The sequence below is a fragment of the Clostridium sp. SM-530-WT-3G genome, from assembly GCF_012843905.1.
Taxonomy (GTDB): domain Bacteria; phylum Bacillota; class Clostridia; order Clostridiales; family Clostridiaceae; genus Clostridium.
Window position 1 is genome coordinate 92051 of sequence record NZ_JABAGC010000005.1, and the last position, 23708, is coordinate 115758.

At 27.8% G+C, this 23708-nt stretch carries 20 protein-coding genes; 16 read left to right on the plus strand and 4 right to left on the minus strand.

Going from position 1 to position 23708, the window contains the following annotated elements; genetic code table 11:
- Window positions 1-3: 3 nt before the first annotated feature.
- On the minus strand, window positions 4-1224 hold the full coding sequence (locus HF850_RS03750; protein ID WP_169104140.1) for a 6-phosphofructokinase: 1221 nt from the start codon (window positions 1222-1224) through the stop codon (window positions 4-6).
- Window positions 1225-1530: 306 nt separating this feature from the next.
- On the opposite strand from HF850_RS03750, the gene HF850_RS03755 reads away from it, so the two are divergent.
- Together HF850_RS03755 and HF850_RS03760 are read left to right on the plus strand one after the other, a co-directional pair.
- Window positions 1531-2082: a manganese efflux pump gene (locus HF850_RS03755; RefSeq protein ID WP_169104141.1), complete on the plus strand. Its 552-nt coding sequence runs from the start codon at window positions 1531-1533 to the stop codon at window positions 2080-2082.
- A 66-nt stretch (window positions 2083-2148) separates the two neighbouring features.
- Window positions 2149-2571 carry a transcriptional repressor gene (locus HF850_RS03760; protein WP_169104142.1) on the plus strand — a complete coding sequence of 141 codons (423 nt, stop codon included), beginning with the start codon at window positions 2149-2151 and terminating at the stop codon, window positions 2569-2571.
- Between the two features lie 55 nt (window positions 2572-2626).
- On the opposite strand, the gene HF850_RS03765 is transcribed toward HF850_RS03760, so the two are convergent.
- Both HF850_RS03765 and HF850_RS03770 read right to left on the minus strand, forming a co-directional pair.
- Window positions 2627-3427 (minus strand): metal ABC transporter permease, encoded by an 801-nt coding sequence (locus HF850_RS03765; RefSeq protein WP_169104143.1) that lies wholly within the window; start codon window positions 3425-3427, stop codon window positions 2627-2629.
- Between the two features lie 19 nt (window positions 3428-3446).
- Window positions 3447-4121: an ATP-binding cassette domain-containing protein gene (locus HF850_RS03770; RefSeq protein ID WP_169104144.1), complete on the minus strand. Its 675-nt coding sequence runs from the start codon at window positions 4119-4121 to the stop codon at window positions 3447-3449.
- Between the two features lie 166 nt (window positions 4122-4287).
- Here HF850_RS03770 and dltD (HF850_RS03775) point away from each other — a divergent pair, with 166 nt between their 5' ends.
- From dltD (HF850_RS03775) to dltC, 6 genes are all read left to right on the plus strand, one after another.
- The gene (gene dltD / locus HF850_RS03775; RefSeq protein ID WP_169104145.1) at window positions 4288-5475 is read left to right on the plus strand and encodes a D-alanyl-lipoteichoic acid biosynthesis protein DltD; all 1188 of its coding nucleotides are present in this window, start codon (window positions 4288-4290) and stop codon (window positions 5473-5475) included.
- 94 nt (window positions 5476-5569) lie between these two features.
- Complete coding sequence (gene dltD / locus HF850_RS03780) at window positions 5570-6757, plus strand: D-alanyl-lipoteichoic acid biosynthesis protein DltD (RefSeq protein ID WP_169104146.1); 1188 nt, start codon at window positions 5570-5572, stop codon at window positions 6755-6757.
- Window positions 6735-6863 (plus strand): hypothetical protein, encoded by a 129-nt coding sequence (locus HF850_RS15990; RefSeq protein ID WP_279285827.1) that lies wholly within the window; start codon window positions 6735-6737, stop codon window positions 6861-6863. The genes dltD (HF850_RS03780) and HF850_RS15990 overlap by 23 nt, the downstream gene beginning before the upstream one ends.
- Window positions 6864-6875: 12 nt before the next feature.
- On the plus strand, window positions 6876-8390 hold the full coding sequence (gene dltA, locus HF850_RS03785; protein WP_169104147.1) for a D-alanine--poly(phosphoribitol) ligase subunit DltA: 1515 nt from the start codon (window positions 6876-6878) through the stop codon (window positions 8388-8390).
- Window positions 8390-9544, plus strand: coding sequence for a D-alanyl-lipoteichoic acid biosynthesis protein DltB (gene dltB / locus HF850_RS03790; RefSeq protein ID WP_169104148.1), 1155 nt, complete (start codon window positions 8390-8392; stop codon window positions 9542-9544). Before dltA ends, dltB begins: the two co-directional genes overlap by 1 nt.
- Before the next feature lie 78 nt (window positions 9545-9622).
- Complete coding sequence (gene dltC, locus HF850_RS03795; protein ID WP_169104149.1) at window positions 9623-9853, plus strand: D-alanine--poly(phosphoribitol) ligase subunit DltC; 231 nt, start codon at window positions 9623-9625, stop codon at window positions 9851-9853.
- A 111-nt stretch (window positions 9854-9964) separates the two neighbouring features.
- Here dltC and HF850_RS03800 read toward each other — a convergent pair whose 3' ends face one another.
- Window positions 9965-10102 carry a hypothetical protein gene (locus HF850_RS03800; RefSeq protein ID WP_169104150.1) on the minus strand — a complete coding sequence of 46 codons (138 nt, stop codon included), beginning with the start codon at window positions 10100-10102 and terminating at the stop codon, window positions 9965-9967.
- Between the two features lie 671 nt (window positions 10103-10773).
- Between HF850_RS03800 and HF850_RS03805 the strand changes: the two genes are divergently transcribed.
- The 8 genes from HF850_RS03805 (at window position 10774) to HF850_RS03840 (ending at window position 23625) form a co-directional block, all read left to right on the plus strand.
- A complete protein-coding gene (locus HF850_RS03805; RefSeq protein ID WP_169104151.1) occupies window positions 10774-11178 on the plus strand; it encodes a DUF6762 family protein in 405 nt (134 codons plus the stop codon).
- Between the two features lie 99 nt (window positions 11179-11277).
- Window positions 11278-13074 (plus strand): oligoendopeptidase F, encoded by a 1797-nt coding sequence (gene pepF / locus HF850_RS03810; RefSeq protein ID WP_169104152.1) that lies wholly within the window; start codon window positions 11278-11280, stop codon window positions 13072-13074.
- Window positions 13075-13297: 223 nt separating this feature from the next.
- On the plus strand, window positions 13298-14356 hold the full coding sequence (locus tag HF850_RS03815; protein WP_169104153.1) for a rhomboid family intramembrane serine protease: 1059 nt from the start codon (window positions 13298-13300) through the stop codon (window positions 14354-14356).
- Window positions 14357-14401: 45 nt separating this feature from the next.
- Window positions 14402-15037 (plus strand): hypothetical protein, encoded by a 636-nt coding sequence (locus HF850_RS03820; RefSeq protein WP_169104154.1) that lies wholly within the window; start codon window positions 14402-14404, stop codon window positions 15035-15037.
- A 284-nt stretch (window positions 15038-15321) separates the two neighbouring features.
- Window positions 15322-16668 (plus strand): NADP-specific glutamate dehydrogenase, encoded by a 1347-nt coding sequence (gene gdhA / locus HF850_RS03825; protein WP_169104155.1) that lies wholly within the window; start codon window positions 15322-15324, stop codon window positions 16666-16668.
- 325 nt (window positions 16669-16993) lie between these two features.
- Window positions 16994-18382, plus strand: a complete 1389-nt coding sequence (locus tag HF850_RS03830; RefSeq protein ID WP_169104156.1) for a glycosyltransferase family 2 protein — start codon at window positions 16994-16996, stop codon at window positions 18380-18382.
- Window positions 18383-18664: 282 nt separating this feature from the next.
- Complete coding sequence (locus HF850_RS03835; RefSeq protein ID WP_169104157.1) at window positions 18665-20614, plus strand: DNA topoisomerase IV subunit B; 1950 nt, start codon at window positions 18665-18667, stop codon at window positions 20612-20614.
- Window positions 20615-20712: 98 nt separating this feature from the next.
- Complete coding sequence (locus HF850_RS03840; RefSeq protein ID WP_169104158.1) at window positions 20713-23625, plus strand: DNA topoisomerase IV subunit A; 2913 nt, start codon at window positions 20713-20715, stop codon at window positions 23623-23625.
- Window positions 23626-23708 lie beyond the last annotated feature (83 nt).

A 23708-nucleotide genomic window follows, 5' to 3' on the forward strand; every position in this document is an offset into this window, starting at 1 on the left:
TAATTAGTGTTTATTAAATACAGTATATTTTGGAAGGTTTCCTTCGAATTTTAAGTTTGGAAGGTCTTTTATAAGTGGCTCAAAGTATGAATAAGCTTCTTCAGTAACAAAATTTCCTTCTTCATTAATCCATTCTTTAGGGAAGTAGCTTACATTGTTTGCAACTTTATCTGCTTCAATTAATCCATAGTGAACAGTATAAGGAGAATTAGAAATTCTTTCTATAGTAACCATTTTACCAGTTTCTCCATTTGCAGCATATTTAAGAGCAGCTTTACCAGCTTCATAAGCTTCTGTAAGATCTGTATAAGAAGCACAATGCATTGCACATCTTTGTAATACACCTAATTCTAAAGCCTTTACTCTTTTTGTGATTCCAGACTCAATTATAAGCATCCTTAAATAATGTGATACTCCACCTAATTGTGCATGACCAAAAGTATCTTGAGATGAACTTTCAAGTTCAGAAATAAAACGTCCATCTTTATCTCTTAGTCCTTCAGATGCAACAATATATACTTTATTATTTTCTTCAAATCTTTTTCTAACATCATTTAAGAACTTATCTTTATCAAATGCTGTTTCAGGAAGATATATAAAATCAGCAACTGGTTTATCATTTACTCTTGCTATACAAGCAGATGCAGCAAGCCATCCAGTATCTCTTCCCATTGTTTCTAAAATGAATATACCATTATTTATGTAAACAGATGCATCTAAATATGTTTCAATTGCAGTTGTTCCTATAAATTTTGCTGCACTTCCGAATCCAGGAGTATGATCTGTATACATTAAATCATTATCTATAGTTTTTGGTATTCCTATAAACTTTATATCAATATTATTAAGTTCTGCATATTTTGAAAGCTTAGCAGTAGTGTCCATTGAATCATTACCACCAACATAGAAGAAAGCTTTAATATCGTGAGATTTAAGGATATCAATTAATTTTTCATATTCTTCTAATGATGAATTTATATCTTTTAATTTATATCTGCATGATCCTAAACCAGAAGATGGAGTGAATCTAAAAGTATTTATTTCTTCATCAGATTTTTCAGAAAGATTAATTATATTGCCGTTTAAAATACCTTCAATACCATTTAATCCACCATAAACATTATCAAAAGCTCCTAATTCTTTATTTGCATGTAAAAGCCCTACTACACTAGAATTAATAACTGAAGTTGGTCCTCCAGATTGAGCTATAATACAATTTGCCATTAAACTTCCTCCTTATGATACACTATTAAACTAAATATTATACTCTATATAAAAAAAATTATACTCTATTTATTAATATACAACAAAAAGTATATTAAATAAAGTTTTTTTCAAAAATAAATGATAGTTGAATAAATGTAAATGATTAATTAAATACCTCATGTGGAAAATTATATTGGAATGAATAAAAGAATGGTTAAGTTAATATAGTAATAATATGTTAGGTGTAAGTGATTAAGCTAAGTAATGTATTAAAGACTAAATTTAGTAATTATAAATTTAACTACATTAAAGGGGAAAATGTTTATGGTATTATCATATGTTTTTATTATTGGTACAGCATTAGCTATGGATGCATTTGGTGTAGCACTTGGAATAGGTCTTAATCCGATTTTGAAGAGGAGACATAAAATGAAATTTGTAGCATCATTCTCTTTTTTTCAATTTTTGTTTACATTTATGGGTGGAAATATGGGACATCTCTTTGATGTTTATATAGCTGACATACCCTCTCTTGCAGGAGGAATTATTATGGGAATCGTCGGTGTTCTTATGATAATTGATGGTCTTGAAGAAAAAGAAAATAAGATGCTTATAAAAAATAGTGCATGCCTTATCCTTGGAATATCAGTAAGTATTGATGCATTAGTAATAGGCTTTACTACATTTCATAAGCTTTCTAATATATCAGTATTATTTATTTATTCTTTGATTATAGGATTAATAACAGTGTTATTTACTAATTGTGCTTTTATTATGGGCAAGTATATAAAAAAAATTGATTTTATAGCTAAATACGCTAATTTTTTTGGTGGAGGAGCGTTAATAATTTTTGGATTGAAAATGATATTCTTATAATTAATTAGTAAGATATTATGCTATAATAATAGATAATATCTTATGTAGTAGTTAGGGGATATACAAATGGAATCTAAAGAATTTCTAAAAATGAAAAATATTAAGATTACTAAGGGAAGAATTGAGATTTTAAGTATACTTAAAAATTCAGAAAGCAGTTTGAGTGCGGAAAAGATATATCAGATTTTTAGAGAGAAAAATGAAGATATTAATTTGAGTACAGTTTATAGAACATTAGAGCTTTTTGTAGAAAAGGAAATAATAGAAAGAATAACTCTTAATGATGGTGTTTTTTCATATAGATTAAAAAAGCAGAATCATAGACATCATTTAAAATGTGATATATGCCACAAAGAAATAGAAATACCTTGTCCTATGAGTCAGATAGAAGAAATAGTGCAAAATGAAACAGGTTTTACATTAACTCAACATGATTTAGTGTTAAAAGGAGTTTGTAAAGAATGTAAAAAAAGGAAAAAGAATAAGTAAAATATACTTGTTCTTTTTCCTTTTTAAATTACTTAATAAATATATGATTATATGTTTACACTTCTTTGTGAAAAATATTCTTAAAAATTAACGTTAATAATAAGAATATAACTGATGTTAATGCAATTGTTCCACCTGGAGCACTATTTATATAATAAGATAAAATAAGACCAATCATTACATCTAACATACCAAAAATTAATGAAAAGACTAAGGTCTTATTAAATCCTTTTTTTAGCTGCATTGCAGTTGCAACAGGAACAACCATTATTGAAGAAACAACTAATATTCCCATAACTCTTATAGAGATAGAAATTGTTGCGGCAACTAACAATGTGAATATATAATTTATTAATTTTATATTGATTCCAGCTGTTTTAGCACCTGCTTCATCGAAAGTTATATATACTAATTTATTATATAAAAGAATTAAACAAACTATACATATTAAACCAACAATTGCAATTAAATAGATATCTTGTCTTGAAACAGTAAGTATGCTTCCGAATAAGAATGAATCTACTTTTGCAGAAGCTTTTCCGCTACTTATAAGTATTATTGCAAGCCCTAAGCTTAAAGTAAGAACTATGGACATTACAAGTTCAGCATATTTTTTATAGTAGCTTCGTAAATATTCAATTACTACTGCACATATGCTTGTAAAGATAAATGAAGTAATAATTGGATTAGTACCAGCAACAAGTCCTATAGCAACACCGGCAAAGGAAGAATGGGATAATGTATCACCAATCATTGAATGACGTCTGAGTACTATGAAAAGTCCAATAAAGGGACATAAAATTGAAACTATGAAACCTGCCATAAAGGCATTTTGCATAAAACTTAATTCAAACATATTATTACCTTTCTATAAATTATACAATTTTGTGGATAGAATCTTTATCATTTTCCATTTGTTTTATAAATTCTGAAGTTTTATATAGAGTAAATGATCCATTTTCAACTTTTAGAATATGTGTTGAGTATTTTAGAGCAATTTTTGAATTATGTTCAACGGAAATAATAGTTTTTCCTTTATTAATATTTAAATTTTTTAGTAAAGGATAGATTTCATTTTGGCTTTTTTCATCTACGCCTGTAGAAGGTTCATCTAAGATTATTAAATCAGGATCACCTATAAGTGCACGAGCAATAAAGATTCTTTGTTGCTGTCCACCAGATAAATTTCCTATTAATTTATTCTTAAATTCAGACATGTTAACTTCTTTTAGAACATTATTAACAATTTCTTTATTTTTTATTTTTAAAGCTTTTGCTTGTAAAAGCAAAAGTTCTTTTACTGTTAATGGAAAATCACTGTTGAAATTATCAACTCGTTGAGGAACATAAGATATTTTTGATGAATCTATAGTAATAATACCTGAATCAGGTTTTAAAAGTCCTAATATAAGTTTTATTAATGTACTTTTGCAACTTCCATTTTCTCCTAATACAGATACATAAGCTCCTTTAGGAATATTTAAATTAATATTCTTGATTAAATTATTTCCTTTTATATAAGAAAAACATAAATTATTTATATTTATCACAAAATCACTCCTTTAACAAAAATATATTATACAACTAAATGCAAATGACTTGCAATGAAAAAATATATATTAATAAAAATTAAGTGAAAAGTAATGTTATTGTAGTTGAATAATAAATTCTATTGTTATAAAATTATTAAGAAAAATATAGAAAGGAATCAAAAAAATGAGGAAAGTTGTCTGCGTGATAATCCCTTTTTTTGTAGTATTAATATGTTTATATTTTTTAAATTCTTTTCTTGATAGAAATATTAATATTATGCTAGAAAAAAAAGGATTAAATTGGGCAAGCAAAGAGTATGAGAGTGTTTATAAAGATCAGGGAGTGAGGTTTAATAGCTATTTTGCAGATAAAGATTATGTATTATTACAAGCTACATCTGAGTTAAAGGTACCTATAACAGAAAATCCTAGAAATTTTTTCCCTGCTGAAGGAATGAATAATATTGAAACAGTAGGAGTACAGGGATGGCAAAGTATAACTCAAGCAGAGATACTTGGGAGTGAGGTAACTGAAAACAAAAATAGAAAAGTAGCTTTAGTAGTATCTCCACAATGGTTCTACTACAAAGATGGAGTACCTACAGAAAATTTTCAGAGCAGTTTTGCACCAGTTCAATTCTATAGTTTTTTAGATAATCCACGTATTACTGAAGAACATAAAAGAAAATACACTTTAAGAATGAGTGAATTATTAACAGGAAGTGTACAGTATTTTCCAGAAAAATTATATGCAAAGTTATATAACAGAAATGATATCATAAGCAATACTATTGGTTTTGTATTTAAACCATATTTTTTTATGAGGAAAAATATAGTCGAGTTTAAGGATAAGGGAATGTTGTATAAAAAGCTAAAGTTATTATCTGATAAAACTGAAGAAACAGATAATAATTTTAGAAGTGTAGATTGGAGTAAGGAATTAATTAGTGCTGATGAGGAAGCTAAAAAAAGTATAACAAATAATGATTATTGGGTATGTGATAAATTTTATGATGAAAATAAAATGGAATTAGAGAAGAAAAAAGATTATTTAAGTAAATATAATATTCTCGATTCAAAAGAATATGATGATTATGAACTTTATTTAGACATATGCAATGACTTAGGAATTAAGCCATATATAATTTTATTACCTACAAACGGAAAGTGGTATGATGAACTTGGATTAAAGAAAAATGAAAGAGATGAGTTCTATAAAAAGGCTAGAAGAGAAGCTGAAGATAGAGGATTTGAAGTTGTGGATTATGCCGATAAAGAATATACCCCATACTTTATGTATGACGCTTCACACTTTGGTTGGGAAGGATGGCTTGATGTAGATAAAAAGATATATGAGCATTTTAAGAATTAATAAGTTGTTTTTTTACCTTTAGTTTTACCTCAATTATATAGGGCACTTTGTACATGAAATAGGAAAAGATGAATTACGAAAGGAGAATGGCTTAGTGTTAAGAAAAATTTTATGTATTATATGTCCAATTGCTTTTTTAATAATGACGCCTGTTTTTTTAGATAAGTATTTAGATGAGAAAATAGATAATTTACTTGTTCAAAAAGATACAAGCGCAATAAATAGGGAATATGGAAGTATTTACAAGGGGAGAGGTAAGAAGTTTAATGATTATGCTGTTGAAAATGGAGATGTTATGCTTCAAGGGTCTTCAGAATTAGGATCGCCAGTATCACAGGTACCTGCAAACTTTTTCCCTATAGATGGAATGGATCCATTAATAACAAGTGGAAGAGCATATGCTCAACACATAAATCAGTTATCTGTTTTAGGAAGTGAAGACAATACTGATAAAGAAAGAAAAGTAGCATTAATGTTATCACTTCAATGGTTTGACCAAAAAGATGGGATTGATCCAGGAAGCTTTCAAGCAAATTTTGCACCAGTTCAATTTTATAGTCTTTTAGCAAATGACAAGATTAGTGATGAAAATAAGATGAAATATGCAGAAAGAGTAGAAACATTACTTGACTCAAGTCAACAGTTTACGCCAGAAAAGCTTTATGCAAAACTTTATACAAGTGATGGTTTTGTTGATAAAGTAGCTAGAGTTGTATTTTATCCATACTTTACTGGAAGAAAGGTGATAGTTGATTTAAAAGATAAAGGGCTTTTATATAAAAAGTTAAAGGAGCTTCCAAACAAAGAAAATGTTACAGCTAGAACTGTAGATTGGGATGAAGAGTCGAAAAAGGCTCAAAGTGAAGCAGAAGCAAAAACAACAAATAATGATTTTTACGTATATGATTCTTATTATGATACATATTTACGTAATGGACTGGAATCATTTAAAGATTCTAAGAGTGATATAAAGCTTATGGAGTCTAAGGAATTTGATGATTATCAATTATATCTAGATATATGTAAAGATTTAGGCATCGAACCGTATATAATAATTATGCCTACTAATGGAAGATGGTATGATTATACAGGTTTAAGTAAAGAAGATAGAGATGAATTTTATGATAAAGTAGAAGAAATGGCAGAAGAAAAAGGTTTTGAAGTATTAAACCTAAAAGATGAAGAATATACTCCATATTTTATGTGTGACGTAATGCATTTAGGAACAAAGGGGTGGCTTAAAGTTGATAAAGAAATTTATGAACATTTTAAAGAACAATAGTGATATTGTATTTTCAATAGTTGCTACAATAACAATTGTTTCAGCTATATGTATATTAGTATTTGAACCTTTTGGCGAAGTACATTTTATATATAATCAATTCTAGGGAGTGAGAGAAATGAAAATTTTAAGAGCTATAAAGAAATATTCTGAAACGGATAGAATTGCATTAACTTGCGATGGAGAGTCTATGTCATATAAAGAATTAGACAACATATCAGAAGCTATAGCTGCATATTTATTAAATGAATTTGGAAATGATAGAACTCCAATTATCCTATATGGAAATAAAGAAAATTATATGATGGCAGTTATGATGGCAGCATTAAAGTCAGGAAGAGCTTATGTTCCAATAGATGTAAGTTATCCTAAGGAAAGAGTAGAAACTATACAAAGTGAAGTAAAAGCTAAGGTTATATTTGATTTTAGTGAAGGAAATGATTTTAATAGTGCTAAAATTTTAAAAGAAGATGATGTAGAAAAAATAGTGGCTGAGTTTTTACATATAAATGTAGATGAAAAAGAATGGGTAAAAGAAGATGAAAATGCTTATATACTATTTACCTCAGGAAGTACAGGAAAGCCAAAAGGAGTTCAAATAAGTAGTAATAATCTTGATAATTTTGTTGAATGGATGGCAGATTATTTAAAATTAGATGAAAGTGAAGGCGTATTTATGAATCAGGCTGCATATTCATTTGATTTATCTGTAACATCTATTTATCCAGGATTATGCTATGGAAAGACATTACACGGACTATCAAAGAAAACACTTGCAAATTTAAAAAGTCTATTTGAAGATTTAACAAATTCAAATATTAATATATGGGTATCAACACCATCATTTGCAGGAATGTGTGTTGTAGAAGATAGTTTTAATAGCAACATGCTTCCAGGACTTGAAGCTATGGTGTTTGTAGGAGAAGTACTTCCTAAGACATTATGTGAAGAACTTCTTAATAGATTCCCTAATACAAGAATAATAAATGGTTATGGACCTACAGAAGCAACTGTAGCAGTTAGTGCTAATGATATGAATAGAGAATTGTTACATAAGGAAGGTAGTTTACCTATTGGATATCCTATGAAGACTTCTGTGGTAAAGATAGTAGATGAAGAAGGTAATGAAGTATCTGATAACGTAAAAGGCGAAATAATTATAGTTGGACCTAGTGTTAGTAAGGGATATTTTAATAATCCAGAAAAAACAGAAGAATCATTTTTCTATGATGAGTATAAGGGAGAAAAATGTAGAGCATATAAGACTGGTGATTTAGGTTATTATGTTGATGGAAACTTATACTACTGTGGAAGAAAAGATTTTCAAATAAAATTAAATGGATATAGAATAGAAATAGAAGATATAGAAAATAATCTTATTAGAGTAAGCAATGTAAAAAATGCAGCAGTAGTTCCAGTAAAGAAGGATGATAAGATTGCATATCTTACTGCTTTTATTGAACTTCAAGAAGATAATGGTTTAAGTAACTTAAAAAATGGAATTGCAATTAAAAAGGAATTAGGACAGCTGATACCATCATATATGATTCCAAGAAATATTAAGATAGTTAAAGAATTTCCTACTAATGTTAATGGTAAGATAGACAGGAAAAAATTATTGGAGGAAGTATAATGAGTTTTACACAATATGGTGATTATTTTTACCTGTATATTTCATTCTTAGCACTAATACCAGCAATTATTATGGGGCTTTTTAAGAAGAAAACAAGATATTATGGACTTATTCTTTCAGCTCTTATGGCTTTTCTTATAATGGGAAGGGGATTAGGACTAATATTATTTATTGCATTTATTATTGGAGAAACATTTGTTATATATACATATTTATATATAAGAAAAAGGACTGATAATAAATATGTTTATTACTTATTTTTATTTTTCTCAATGTTGCCTGTAATAATAACTAAATTTGCAGGACTTACAAGATATGCATCTACTATAGGATTTATAGGACTATCGTATCTTAACTTTAGAGCTATTCAAATGGTTATTGAAATATATGATGGAAAAATAAAAGATGTAAATTTCTTTACATATTTATACTTTTTGATATTTTATCCAACTTTAAGCTCAGGACCTATAGATAGATGGAAGAGATTTGAAGAGGATTTAGATAAAAAGTTAGAAAAAAATGAGTATATAAAGGAATATTTCGTTCCAGGTTTTAAAAAATTAATTATAGCAGTACTTTATAAGTTTGTAATTGCTTATCTCATAGATACTTATTGGATAGGAGTAATACCGGCAGAAAAAACATTATTTAATACAATAAGTTATATGTATGCATATACATTGTATTTATTCTTTGATTTTGCTGGGTATAGCTTATTTGCAATTGGAACAGGATATATTCTAGGAATAAAAGTGCCAGAAAACTTTAATAAACCATTTATAAGTAAAGATATGAAGGAATTCTGGACTAGATGGCATATTTCATTATCTAGATGGTTTGGAGATTATATTTTTTCAAGATTTGTATTAAATTCAATGAGGAAAAAGAGATTTAAAAGTAGATTTACAGCATCCCATGTAGCACAGATTTTAACAATGTTTGTAATGGGGTTATGGCATGGATTAACAGTATACTATATACTATATGGTTTATATCAAGGTGTAGTATTAGTTTTAACAGATATATATCAAAGAAAATCTAAATTTTATAAAAAGCATAAAAAGAATAAAGTTTTCAATTGTATTCAAGTAGTAGTTACATTCCATATTGTTTCATTTGGTATGCTACTATTTTCAGGATACTTATTTAAATAAAATAAACTAAATATTGAGATGTAGCGTTAGTAAAGCTATTATTGCTACAGCTTAAGTGTTAAAAGGAGCAGATTAAAAATGAAAGAAAAGGTAATTGAAATTTTTACAGATGTTACAGGAAGTGATGAACTTCAAGAAGATTTAGACTTAAATTTATTTGAAGCTGGGTTATTAGATTCATTAGCTATAATAGAAGTACTTCTTCAAATAGAAGAAAGATTAGGAATCAAATTACAACCAACAGATCTTGAAAGAGAAGATATGGCAACAGTAAATAATTTAACAGCTTTCTTAGAAAACTGGAACTAATAAAATCTTAATTGATAAATATTTATAAGTAATTAAATACGAGAACAATAAATATTTTGATATATAATAAAAAACGGCTTTATGCCGTTTTTTTTGTTGAGTTATTTATATTTAATTATCAACAGAAGAAAGCTTCCAAATTCCAGCATCAGTTTTTGTAAATGTTCCTATTAATGAAGTATTTTTATGAGGTTTAGATTTTGAAAGGCCAAAAACTTCTACAACAGCTGTATTATTGTCTTTAGACATGATATTTATATGTTGTACACGTAGAAGTTTATTTTTAGATATTAATCTAGAAGTAAAATTGTATTCAACTGAAAAGCATAGATCTGTACAATTTGTATTTACATACAGGCTATGAGTAGTTAAAAATGAAGTAATAAATATAATAGCTATGGAGATAATAAAAAAGGAATTATTTTTTTTATAATATAATTGATGTGTTTTTCTTGAATGGTGTTTTAAAGGTTTACTTTTTTTCGTAGTGTAATCTTTGTGAAAAGATACATTATTAATATTATGGACCTCCTTTACATAATTTATATAAATATTTTACCATATTTTAATATGAGACTGGACTTATTTATGAAAATATAATTAGGTATGGATTAAAAAAATATTAAGTAAATTTCATACTTAATAATATAAATTTTATAATATGGGTAATATTATCTTACATGTATAAAACTATTAATAAATTAGACTAAATTAAACTTTTTTTGATATAATTTAGTAGAAAAATATACTTGTAAAAATATTATGGAGTGTCACAAAGATAAGATAGGAAGCTATTAGAAGTTAAATATTATTGATTATGATTTAAATTTTTGATTTTTATGAAGTTAATAATCTTAAGATTAAGAATTAAACTAATGTGACAGTTAAATAAAATATAATAATTATAGGATGGTGCTGTTATGGATTTTTCAAGCCTAGTATTAATGGAAAAGGATAAAGAAACAGGATTTATAAAAAAAGAGTTAGGAAGCTTTGAAGTAAATGAAGGTGCTTTATATGTGACAAAGCTTTATGTATTAGATGATACTGTTTATATGTATTTTGATACAAGTAAAAATGTAGAAGAATGGGAGTATTCTGCAATTTATGATTTATTTGATGTAGAACCATTTGAAGAAAAGGGATACGAAGTACAAGAAGATTTAGATGAATATAATCCAACATATATAATAAATTTTAAATATGAAGATGATTATCAAGTTATGAAAGAAAAAATTAATGAATGTGTTTCATTAATAGATCAAGAAATGACTAACGTATTTGAAGCAATAAAAGGAAAAGAAGACGAATATAAAGAAGACTAAAATCAGTTGAGAGTTGAAAACATAAATCTCAACTAGATCTTATTTAAAGGATGTCAATTGTTAACTGTTACCTGTTAACTGAAGAAAGGGGTTGTTATTTTGAGCGAATTAAAAAGAAGAGATGAAATTGAAGAAAAGTATAAATGGAAAGTTGATAAAATCTATCCTAATATAGAAGCTTGGGAAAAAGATTTTGAAGACTTAAAAAAAGAAGCTGTAAAGCTTAAAGATTTTTCGGGAAAATTAAATAATGGAGAAACAATACTTGAGTATTTAAAGTTAAATGAAAAAATATCTAGGAAAGCAGAAACTTTATTTATATATGCTCATTTAAAATCTGATGAAGATACTTCAAATGCAACATATCAAGCATTAATGAGTAAAATAGATATTTATATGGCAGAATTTTCAGGATATACTGCTTATTTTGTACCTGAAATTTTAAGTCTTGAAGATGGATTTATTGAAAAAGAAATAAATAGAATAGAAGAATTAAAAACATTTAAATTCTTATTTGATGATATTTTAAAAGAAAAGCCACACGTACTTACTAAAGATATGGAACAGCTTTTAGCACAGGCTTCAGATTGTCTTGATGCACCTTCTGCTATACACAATATTTTAACTAATGCAGATATGACATTTGGAAAAATAAAAAATGAAGAGGGAAAAGAAGTAGAGCTTACAGAAGGGAATTACTCTTCTTTCATAAGAAGTAAAGATAGAAATGTAAGAAAAGCAGCATTTGAAAAGTTATTTGGTGAATATGATAAATTCAAAAATACTTTAGCTACATCACTTTCAGCTTCAATTAAAAACTTTAATTTCATAAGTAAAGTAAGAAAATATGAAAGTGCATTAGATGCTTCTTTAAAGCCTAATAATATTCCACTTGAAGTTTACAAGAATGCTATAAAGGTTATGAATGATAATATTTCATCACTTCATAGATATGTTGATATTAAAAAGAAGTTATTAGGATTAGATGAAATTCATATGTATGATCTTTATGTTCCTGTTATAGAAACACCAAAGGAAAAAGTTGAATTTAATGATGCTGTTAATATTGTTTTAGATGCACTTAAGCCTTTAGGTGAAGAATACTTAAATATATTTAAAAGTGGAATAGAAGATGGATGGATAGATATCTACGAAAATAAAGGTAAAAAAGGTGGAGCTTATTCATGGGGTGGATATGATACTATGCCATATGTATTGTTAAACTACAATAATGAAATGGAAGACGTATCAACATTAGCTCATGAAATGGGTCACTCAATTCATTCATATTATTCAAGAAAAGAACAGCCTTATTATTATGCTGGGTATACATTATTCTGTGCAGAAGTTGCTTCAACAACAAATGAATCATTATTAATTCATTATTTAATAGATAAAGAAACTGACGAAAAGAAGAAATTGTTCTTAATTAACCAGGAACTTGAACAAATAAGAACAACAGTATTTAGACAGCTTATGTTTGCTGAATTTGAATTATTTACTCATGAAACATTAGAAAAAGGAATTCCATTAACTGCAGAAGACTACAATAAAGCATGGCATGATTTAAATGTTAAATACTTTGGAGATACAATTGTTGTAGATAAAGAAATAGATGTAGAATGGTCAAGAATCCCTCATTTCTATTCAGATTTCTATGTATATCAATATGCCACAGGTTATGCAGCAGCTTCAGCATTTGCAAAATCTATATTAGAAGGTAAAGAAAATGCAGTAGAACAATACAAAGGATTCTTAAAAGCTGGAGGAAGTGATTATCCAATTAATATATTAAAGAATGCTGGTGTGGATATGACTAGCGATGAACCAATTGAAGCAACTATAAGAAGATTCAATGAATTATTAGATATGATAGAAAGTGAAACTGAAAAATAATAATTTAAATAAAGGTTTAATTATTAATAGATAAAATTTAATAAAATTGCTTTATTATAAATGGTACAATAGACCTTATAAAAATTAAAAATAATAAGGACTATTGTACCTTTATTAAAATGTAAAAAGATTAATAAACTATAGGCTAAACTTTCAGCTATGATTTATTTACAGAGTATTTTAAATGGTATGTATTTATAGTTGAATTAAAGGGAGGGGTATTATGGACAAATTCAAGAAAAATTTCTTTGAATATCTAATAGAAAAAGAAAATTTTTATATGATTAATTATTATAGTAATTTCGCAAAAAAAGATAATTATATAGGTGTAAAAGATGTTAATGGAAAGATGTATTGTGTTATTTTGGTAGATGAAAAAGAAGAGGATATCGTAGAAACAGAAGCATTAGAATATTTAAAAAATTTCAATAAAATATTTGCATTAAATGTAATGGTTTTTTCTGATAAGGAATATATAAAAAGTGGGGTGCATAATGTAAATAGAATAATAATTAATAAATATAACTATAATGTTGAATATTATGATGGAGCATGTGAGCCATTAGCACAGATAACTAATTATATAACATCAAAATCACAAGTATCTTCAAATAAGCTAAAGCTAAATAAGAAATTTTTTGAATATAAGGTTCCAACTTTGATAATAATAGGTATGAATATATTAGTATTCTTAATTTCAAGGTATTTAATAAACAAAAAATTAAATATGATTGCTTTATCAAATGGAGCCAGTGTAAGCAGTCTTCCAGAAAGCATTATTAATAGAGTTGAAAATTTAGTATTGATATCTTTGGGGGCTAAATATACACCGCTGATACAAGATGGGGAAGTATGGAGACTTATAACCTGTGCATTTTTACATGGAAGTTTTCTTCATATAGCATGTAATATGTATATGCTATATAGTATAGGGCCTCAAATACAACGAATATTTGGAAGTGTGAAATACATAATTTTATATTTAATTTCATGTATGACTTCAAGTATTTTAAGTACAATAATGAATCCTAATAGCATTTCAGTTGGAGCTTCAGGAGGAATATTTGGGCTTATGGGAGCTTTATTAGCGTTTACAATAATTGAGCGAAAAAAAGTTAAGAAGGAATATACTATGGGATTAATAAAGACTATTGGGGTGAATTTGGTAATAGGTCTAGTAGTAATTAATATTGATAATGCAGCTCATATTGGTGGATTTTTAGGTGGAATAATACTTGGATATATTTTTTATAGTTTTAGTAGAAAGAGAATACAAATATAATTTTTGATATTATATATAAGATATGAGTATTGGAGATGAAAAAGTGTGAGTGAAAATCTGAAAAACAATAATGTTTTCAAGAAAATAACATATGAGAAAGTAATTACAATAGCTTTTTTAATAGTCTTAGCAATTACTTTGATTTTAAATATAATTTTTCAAGGGGGAAGTAAAGTAGGAAGGATAATACTTATTGCTGGAACAGTTATAGCATTTTGGATTTTTTTTAAATTTACTTTTTTAAAAAAATCTAAAGCAGCATATATAGCAACATTAATATTTATAATAATGGCTATGTATTTTGGAAACATACTTGATTTTTATGGTATAGTACCTTATTACGATAAAATACTGCATACAGTATCAGGAATAATTATAGGAATAATGAGTATAGTAATATATGCACATTTTACTAGAGACTATTTCGAAAAGATAAATTCAAGGTTTATGCTACTATTTTGCATTTTGCTAACATTAGCGTTAGCTGGTGGTTGGGAAATATGGGAATACACTACTGATAAGATTTTTGGACTTATGTCTCAAAGAAATAGTTTAGATGATACTATGACAGATATTATATGTGGAACTATAGGAGGTATAATAGCTTTAATTCCTATATATAGATTTTCCAAGGGTCATAAAATTAAATTTTTAGAATCAATAATAAATGAAGTAATTTAATTATTTATATTTTGTGATTTATTATCACGATATTAGTTTGTCAGATTAAAGTTGAATGAAAACATTCAACTTTAATAAATTATAAGAAGATTTATATATATAATTTGAATATTTATATAAAAATTAAATTGATTGTAGGATAATTATATATTTACTTAGGACAATTATATAAAAAAGAAAAAAATTTTACAAAATATCAAGTAAAGTGCAAAAACTTATGGTAAAATATTCATAAATATTGTATTATAAAAATGGCAATAAGTAATTTAAGGAGATGTAAAAAAATGAATGGAAAAGAATATGTTTCAAGTGTATTAGAAAAAGTTGAAAAAACTAATCCAGGACAAAAGGAATTTTTAGATGCTGTTACTGAAGTGCTTACAACATTAGCACCAGTATTTGATAAGCATCCTGAATTTGCTGAAGCAGGTTTACTTGAAAGAATAGTAGAACCTGAAAGACAATTAATGTTCAGAGTACCTTGGGTTGATGATAATGGTAAGGTTCATGTTAATAGAGGATTTAGAATTCAATTTAATAGTGCTATAGGACCTTACAAGGGAGGACTTAGATTCCATCCATCTGTAAACTTAAGTATAATAAAATTCTTAGGTTTTGAACAAATATTCAAAAATTCATTAACTAGCCTCCCAATAGGTGGGGGGAAAGGTGGATCAGATTTCGATCCTAAGGGTAAATCAGATAATGAAATAATGAGATTTTGTCAAAGCTTCATGTCAGAATTATATAAATATATAGGAGGAAACATGGATGTGCCTGCTGGTGATATCGGTGTTGGTGGAAGAGAAATTGGATATATGTATGGATACTATAAAAAATTAAGATCTTTGAGTGACCAAGCTGTATTAACTGGTAAGGGATTAACATTTGGGGGAAGCTTAACTAGAACAGAAGCAACAGGATATGGTTTAGTTTACTATACAGAAGAAATGCTAAATGATAATGGTGATAGCTTTAAAGATAAGACAGTTGTTATTTCTGGAGCAGGTAATGTTGCTATTTATGCTACTCAAAAGGCTCAAGCTTTAGGAGCTAAAGTAGTTGCATTATGTGATTCAAATGGATATATATATGATAAAGATGGCATTAAACTAGATGTAGTTAAAGAAATAAAAGAAGTTAGAAGAGGAAGAATCAAGGAATATATTGATGTAGTTCCAACAGCTGAATATCATGAAGGATGCAAAGGTATTTGGACAATTAAATGTGATATAGCTCTTCCATGTGCAACTCAAGGAGAAATAGATGAAGAATCAGCTAAAATTTTAGTTGCTAATGGAGTAAAAGTAGTTGCTGAAGGTGCAAACATGCCATCAACTCTTGAAGCAATTAAAGTATTCCAAGATAATAACATATTCTTTGGACCAGCAAAGGCAGCTAATGCAGGTGGAGTTGCATGTTCAGCTCTTGAAATGTCTCAAAATAGCATGAGATTATCATGGACATTTGAAGAAGTAGATGAAAAGCTTCATACAATTATGAAGAATATTTACCACAATTCTAAGAAAGCTGCTAAGGAATATGGATGTGAAGGCAATATGCTTGCAGGAGCTAATATTGCTGGATTTATGAAAGTGGCAGAAGCTATGATGGCTCAAGGAATTGTATAATATAAATATTAAATACTTACAAGTGTATATAGTAATATGATTAATAAAACTGATTTGAATTATTTTTATAATTTAAATCAGTTTTTTATTAATATTACTTAAACTATATAAATATTTTTATGTAATTTATAAAGTAAAAAAATACTATTAAAAATAAGTAGTATAGTTAAGTACAAGCATATATTGGTAAAATATTAATTTTATCGTAATAATATAGGGTTGATTTTTTAATTTCTTTGAAATATTATTAAATAGATGTAGTATGAAAAGAAATAAACAAAAATAAAGATGAGAGGAATTCTCATTAATATTAGGAGTGAATGTAATGGGGAAATATATTTTTACCATAACCGCTGTTTTTCAAATTTTTGTATTTGCTATAACATGCTATTACTTAATTATAGGACTGTTTGGACTTTTTAGAAGAAAAGAAAAAAAGAATTATAATCCTAAAAATAGGTTTGCATTGTTAATCGCAGCACATAATGAAGAAGTTGTTATAGGTAGTCTTATAGAGAGTATGCTTAAACTTGATTACCCTAAAGAAATGTATGATGTTTTTGTTATTGCAGATAACTGTACAGATAATACAGCAAAAATATCAAAAGCATATGGTGTCAATGTATGTGAAAGATTTAATAAAGATAAAAGAGGTAAAGGCTATGCATTAGAATGGATGTTTGTAAAATTATTCAAAATGGATAAACAATATGATGCAATTGCCATATTTGATGCAGATAATCTTGTACATAAAGACTTCTTAAAAGAAATGAACTCAAAATTACAAGAGGGATATAAAGTTGTACAAGGTTATATAGATAGTAAGAATCCTAGTGATTCATGGATCTCAGCAGCTTATTCAATTGCATTCTGGACACAAAATAGAATGTTCCAATTAGCAAGAGCTAATGTTGGACTTTCAAATCAAATAGGTGGAACAGGATTTGCAATAGAAACTGAAACATTAAAAGAATTAGGTTGGGGAGCAACTTGCCTTACTGAAGACTTAGAGTTTACTTGTAAACTTGTTTTAAATGGAGAAAAGGTAGGCTGGGCACATGATGCTATTATTTATGATGAAAAACCACTTAAATTAGGTCAATCTTGGACTCAAAGAAAAAGATGGATGCAAGGATTTACTGACGTTGCATCAAGATACTTCTTTAAGTTGTTGAAAAAAGCAGTTTTTGAAAGAAAGTTTTATGTATTTGATGCAGCTTTATATGTATTACAACCATTTGTAACATTATTACTTGGTATATCGGCAGTATTAACATTAATACAGACTAATACTAGTGGTGTGAATATTTTCGTGATAAATTATCTATTTGATGATGTAGTATTTAAACTATTTGTTATTATACAGTTTTTACTTACACCAATTGTTTTAGCAATAGATAAAAAAATATCAAAAGGATTTTTATTTATGATGGTTCTATATTCAAGTAATGTGTTTGTTGTTCCATATCTTACTCAGAATATGGAAAACTGGCCAATGGCAATAGCTATAACTATTGGATATAATTTAGTGTTTTTAGCAGCAACGGGATTATTCCTTGGATGGAGTAATTTGGTTTTATTATTTAGATTCTTATTATATGGAGTATATACAATAACTTGGGTTCCAATTACAATTCAAGGTATCTTAAATAAGAATAACAAGGAATGGAGCCATACAAAACACGTTAGAAAAATTGAAATATGTGATGTTTAAATAATTTAATCACTGTGAAATAATAGATTTCACAGTGATTTTTTATTTATGTCAAAAAATATAAAGTTTTTTTTGACAATAATTAAGAAAGGCAGTATATTTTATAGATGGAATTAAATGATTAATCTTAAAATGAATATTGAATATGTAATAATACATAATATTAAATGATGTCTGTATACAATCATATTTGTTTATTGTAGAATAAATAAGTATTTATAGATAAATTTAGTTATTTATTTTAAGTGAAAAGAGAACTGGTGTTCAAGATGGAGGAGTTTTATGGAATTAAAAAATACTAATGCTTATGATGTAACGGATTTGACATCCCTTGAAAAATTAGAACCTGTTAGAGTAAGACCAGGTATGTATATTGGCTCTACAGGAAGTAAGGGATTACATCATTGTATATGGGAAATTATAGATAACTCCATAGATGAAATAGCTAATGGATATGGAAATAAGATTTCGATAATTTTAAATGAAGATAAAAGTGTAACAATAATAGACAATGGTAGAGGAATACCTACAGGAATTCATCCAGTTAAAAAGATTTCTGGTGTAGAAATGGTTTATACAGAATTACATACTGGTGGTAAGTTTGATAATAAGAATTATAAAACATCAGGAGGACTTCATGGTGTTGGAGCAGCGGTTGTTAATGCATTATCAGAATGGGTTGAAGTAGAAGTATATCAAAATGGAAATATATATAGACAAAGATTTGAATATGCATATGATAAAGAACTTAAAAGAGATATGCCAGGAACTCCAGTAACAAAACTAGAAGTAGTAGGTAAAACTGATAAAACAGGTACAAAGGTTACTTTTAAACCATCAGCAGAAGTTTTTTCAACAGTTGATTTTAAATTTGATGTGATAGATGAAAGACTTCAAGAGCTTGCGTTCCAAAATAAAGGGATTATGCTTGAACTTACTGATCATAGAAAAGGTCAAGAAATAACAAAAGAATATTATTCTGAAAATGGTCTTCTTGATTTTATAAAATACTTAAATGAAAGTAAGACTCCAATGCACGAAAAGCCTATTATATTTGATGGAGAAAGAACAGTTGGAAATCTTCAAATGTATGGAGAAGTATGTATGCAGTTTACAGATTCAACTACAGAGTATATTGCGAGTTATGTAAATAATATACCTACAACAGAAGCTGGAACCCATGAAACAGGGTTTAAAACTGGGATGACAAGAGCATTTAAAGAATGGGCAAAGAAGCTTGGATTAGTAAAAGAAAAAGATAAAGAATTTGAAGGTGATGACCTAAGAGAAGGGATGACTGCAATTGTAAGAATAAAAATTACAAATCCAGTATTTGAAGGTCAGACAAAAACTAAACTTGGAAATTCAGAAGCTTATACTATGATGAATGATCTTGTATATACAAAGTTTTCAGAATGGATTGAAGATAATAAAGAACTTGCTAGTGTTATCATAAATAATGCACTTGAGGCTGCTAAAAGAAGAGATAAAATAAAAAAGATAAATGAAGCTGAAAAGAAAAAAATAGGTAAAGGAACTGCACCACTTGCAGGAAAAGTAGCAGTATGTACTTTGAAAAATAAAGAATATAATGAATTTATAGTGGTGGAAGGAGATTCAGCGGGAGGTTCTGCGAAACAAGCAAGAGATAGAAGATTTCAAACTATCATGCCATCAAAAGGTAAGATAATGAATACGGAAAAGCAGAAACTTGAAAATGTATTAGCATCAGAAGAATTAAAAATATTCAATACTGCTGTAGGTACTGGAACTTTAGATAATTATAGAGAAGAAGATTTAAAATATAATAAAATAATAATTATGAGTGATGCCGATGTAGATGGATACCACATAAGAACTTTATGGATGACATATATTTATAGATATATGAGACCTCTTATTACTAATGGACACTTATATTTAGCACAACCACCTTTATATAAAGTATACAAAGATACAAAGGGAAAAAGTATTGTTGAATATGCTTATAGTGATGAAGATTTAGAAAAGGCGAAAAAGAAAGTTGGAAAGGGAGCATTAATACAAAGATATAAAGGGCTTGGAGAAATGAATCCAGACCAACTTTGGGAAACAACATTAAATCCAGAAACTAGAACACTTCTTCAAGTTACTATTGAAGATGCTGCTAAGGCTGAAAAAATGGTTTCTCTATTAATGGGGGATGTTGTTGAGCCAAGAAAGAAGTATATGTATAAATACGGAGAATTTTAGGCAGTTAACAGTTAGCAGTTAATTGTTTTAGTTGAAAATTGAAATTCTTTAATATAAAGAATTGGACAATTTTAATACAGCAGGAAAAGGAGATTGTTATGGCAAAGAAAACGGATAATCTTATTCCTAAGGATAGGAATATAATTGGAATATCATTGGAAGAGGCTATGCCTGAAAATTATCTGCCATATGCTATAGAAGTAGCAAAGGAAAGAGCACTTCCAGATGTAAGAGATGGATTAAAGCCAGTACATAGAAGAATTTTATATGGTGCATATATGCTTAAGGCTTTTCCAGATAGACCATATTATAAATCGGCTAGAATAGTTGGGGATATACTTGGTAAATTCCATCCACATGGAGATTCATCAGTATACGAAGCAATGGTTATACTTGCGCAAGATTTTTCAACAAGAGCACCTATTATAGAAGGTCATGGAAATTGGGGGTCTATTGATGGTGATAGTGCAGCAGCTATGAGATATACAGAAGCAAGACTTGCGCCTATAGCAATGGAAATGCTTAAAGATATTGATAAGGACACAGTTGATATGGTTCCTAACTATTCTGATAGTGAAATGGAACCTAAAGTGCTTCCGAGTAGATACCCTAACCTTTTAGTAAATGGAGCATTTGGTATTGCAGTAGGTCTTGCAACTAACATACCTCCACATAATTTAAAAGAGGTTACTGACGGTGTACTTGCTTATATAGACAATAATGAGATTACAACAAGTGAACTTATGAATTATATAAAAGGACCTGACCTTCCAACAGGAGGAATACTTATCGGTCAAAAATCTCTTCTTTCTGCTTATGAAACAGGAGAAGGAAAGGTTGCATATAGAGCAAAGACTAATATTGAAAAATTAGAAAATGGAAGACTTGGAATAGTTATAACAGAATTCCCTTACAGAAGAAATAAATCGAAGATACTTCAAACTATATCTGAAATGACTGGTGATAAGAAACATGCAAAGGCATTAGAGCTTATTACAGATATAAGAGATGAATCAGATAGGAACGGTATAAGAGCAGTCATTGAATTTAAGAAAAGTGCAGATGAAAGTGCAGTAGAAAAAGTTCAAAAGTATTTATTTAAAAAGACTGATTTACAATGTAACATAAGCTTTAATATGGTTGCATTAGCAGATGGTAAACCTGAAACAATGAGTCTTAAAGCTATAATAAGACATTATGTAGACCATCAAAAAGAAATAGTAACTAGAAGAACTAAGAAAGAACTTGAAATAGCTAAAAAGAGATATCATATAGTTGAAGGATTCATAAAAGCTATAAATATTCTTGATGAAGTAATAGCAACTATTAGAAGTTCAAAATCTAAGAAGGATGCTAATGAAAATTTAGTTTCCAAATTTGGTTTTTCAGAAATTCAAGCAGGAGCTATCTTAGAGCTTATGCTTTATAGATTAACAGGTCTTGAAATAAAAGTGTTTGAAAAAGAATATGCAGAACTTACTAAGCTTATTAAAAAGCTTGAAAAAATATTAGCACATGAATCAGAATTATTGAAAGTTATTAAAACTGAACTTAAAGAAGTATGTGATAAGTATGCAGATGAAAGAAGAACAGCAATAATTGAAGATGATACTCAAAGTAAGATTGATGCTGAAGAACTTATTGTAGTAGAAGAAGTTATGATTACAGTTTCTAAAGATGGATTTATAAAGAGAATTCCTCTTAAAAATTACAATAGATCAAATTCAAATCCAGAAGATATCGAGTATAGAGAAGGAGATAGCTTAGAATATCTTATAAGTTCAAATACTAGGGATACTATATTAGTATTTACAGATAAAGGATTTATGTATCAGACTAAAGGCATAAATATTCCAGAACTTAAGTGGAAGGAAAAAGGAGAAAGACTTGATAGAATAATTAAGACATTAGATCTTGAAAATGAAAAGATAATTGATGTGATTTCTATTGAAAACTTAACTCCAGGAAAAGCATTTAGATTTATAACTAAAAATGGTGGAATAAAGAAGAGCGGTCTTGATAAGTTCCAAACATCATATACAAGACTTCAAGCATTAAAGCTTAAGGATGATGACTTACTTATAAATGTATCATTAAGAGACTTAGAAGAAGAAAGTGACTTCATGAAGTTTACAAGTAAAAATGGATTGGAATTTACATTGGAAATACCACAATTAGAAGATAGCACTAGAAATATTCTTCCAATACAGTTATTTAATATGCCTGAAAAGGATGAAATAATAAAAGTAGAAGATGTTAATGAATTAGAGTATTTTGAATTTAATATTGGAATTAATGAAAAAGGAAAGCTTAAAGTATATGGAAAGATAAAAGAAGATTATCTTAAAGTAAAAACTAATTCATTAAAGAAATTATTAATATTTACAAACAAGGGTAATGTTTATAAAGTACCGGTATTTCTTATGAAGAATTTAATTAATAAGGATATGTCCATTGAAGATTTTGTTGGAAAGCTAGAAAAGAACGAAAAAGTAATAAGAATAGCTTCTGTAGATGAGTATTCTGAAGATATGGCAGTATATTCATTCACTAAACGAGGAATGGTTAAAAAGACATTACTTAAGGAATTTGCAGGAGATTTCTTAAAGCAAATCTGTTATAAATTTAAATATGAAGATGATGAAGTTGTATCTGTAGATGTTGATAAGGCTGACCTTGGGCATCTTGTTATGATAACTAAAAAAGGTATGGCTATAAGATTCCCAGTTGAAAATGTAAATCCAATGGGGAAGGTTGCTTCAGGAGTAACAGGAATAAGTCTTAAAGATGATGATGCTGTTATCTTTGGTAAATTTAATAGTCCTTATGAAACTAACGGAGATAATGTACTAGTTTTATCTAAAGAACATGTATATTTAACTTTAGTTACTAAGAGCAAAGATAAGGAAGATATTAGAATAGATGATATCAAGCTTCAAAACAGAGCTGGAAGAGGAACTAGCATAATGATGCTTGTTTTAGATGATGAGATAAATAGTGTGTCCTTATAATTAATTGCAAGTAAGATTTGAACGGGTGTATAATAAATTATAAATAATAGTAGATGAGGGTGTTCTGATAAATTTAGGGCATC

What these genes read in the sequence shown, in the direction of transcription:
- HF850_RS03750 (WP_169104140.1), bottom strand. Translation starts at nt 1,224, where the DNA reads ATGGCAAATTGTATTATAGCTCAATCTGGAGGACCAACTTCAGTTATT.
- HF850_RS03755 (WP_169104141.1), top strand. Translation starts at nt 1,531, where the DNA reads ATGGTATTATCATATGTTTTTATTATTGGTACAGCATTAGCTATGGAT.
- HF850_RS03760 (WP_169104142.1), top strand. Translation starts at nt 2,149, where the DNA reads ATGGAATCTAAAGAATTTCTAAAAATGAAAAATATTAAGATTACTAAG.
- HF850_RS03765 (WP_169104143.1), bottom strand. Translation starts at nt 3,427, where the DNA reads ATGTTTGAATTAAGTTTTATGCAAAATGCCTTTATGGCAGGTTTCATA.
- dltD (WP_169104145.1), top strand. Translation starts at nt 4,288, where the DNA reads ATGAGGAAAGTTGTCTGCGTGATAATCCCTTTTTTTGTAGTATTAATA.
- HF850_RS15990 (WP_279285827.1), top strand. Translation starts at nt 6,735, where the DNA reads ATGAACATTTTAAAGAACAATAGTGATATTGTATTTTCAATAGTTGCT.
- dltA (WP_169104147.1), top strand. Translation starts at nt 6,876, where the DNA reads ATGAAAATTTTAAGAGCTATAAAGAAATATTCTGAAACGGATAGAATT.
- dltB (WP_169104148.1), top strand. Translation starts at nt 8,390, where the DNA reads ATGAGTTTTACACAATATGGTGATTATTTTTACCTGTATATTTCATTC.
- dltC (WP_169104149.1), top strand. Translation starts at nt 9,623, where the DNA reads ATGAAAGAAAAGGTAATTGAAATTTTTACAGATGTTACAGGAAGTGAT.
- HF850_RS03800 (WP_169104150.1), bottom strand. Translation starts at nt 10,102, where the DNA reads ATGTCTAAAGACAATAATACAGCTGTTGTAGAAGTTTTTGGCCTTTCA.
- HF850_RS03805 (WP_169104151.1), top strand. Translation starts at nt 10,774, where the DNA reads ATGGATTTTTCAAGCCTAGTATTAATGGAAAAGGATAAAGAAACAGGA.
- HF850_RS03815 (WP_169104153.1), top strand. Translation starts at nt 13,298, where the DNA reads ATGGACAAATTCAAGAAAAATTTCTTTGAATATCTAATAGAAAAAGAA.
- gdhA (WP_169104155.1), top strand. Translation starts at nt 15,322, where the DNA reads ATGAATGGAAAAGAATATGTTTCAAGTGTATTAGAAAAAGTTGAAAAA.
- HF850_RS03830 (WP_169104156.1), top strand. Translation starts at nt 16,994, where the DNA reads ATGGGGAAATATATTTTTACCATAACCGCTGTTTTTCAAATTTTTGTA.
- HF850_RS03835 (WP_169104157.1), top strand. Translation starts at nt 18,665, where the DNA reads ATGGAATTAAAAAATACTAATGCTTATGATGTAACGGATTTGACATCC.
- HF850_RS03840 (WP_169104158.1), top strand. Translation starts at nt 20,713, where the DNA reads ATGGCAAAGAAAACGGATAATCTTATTCCTAAGGATAGGAATATAATT.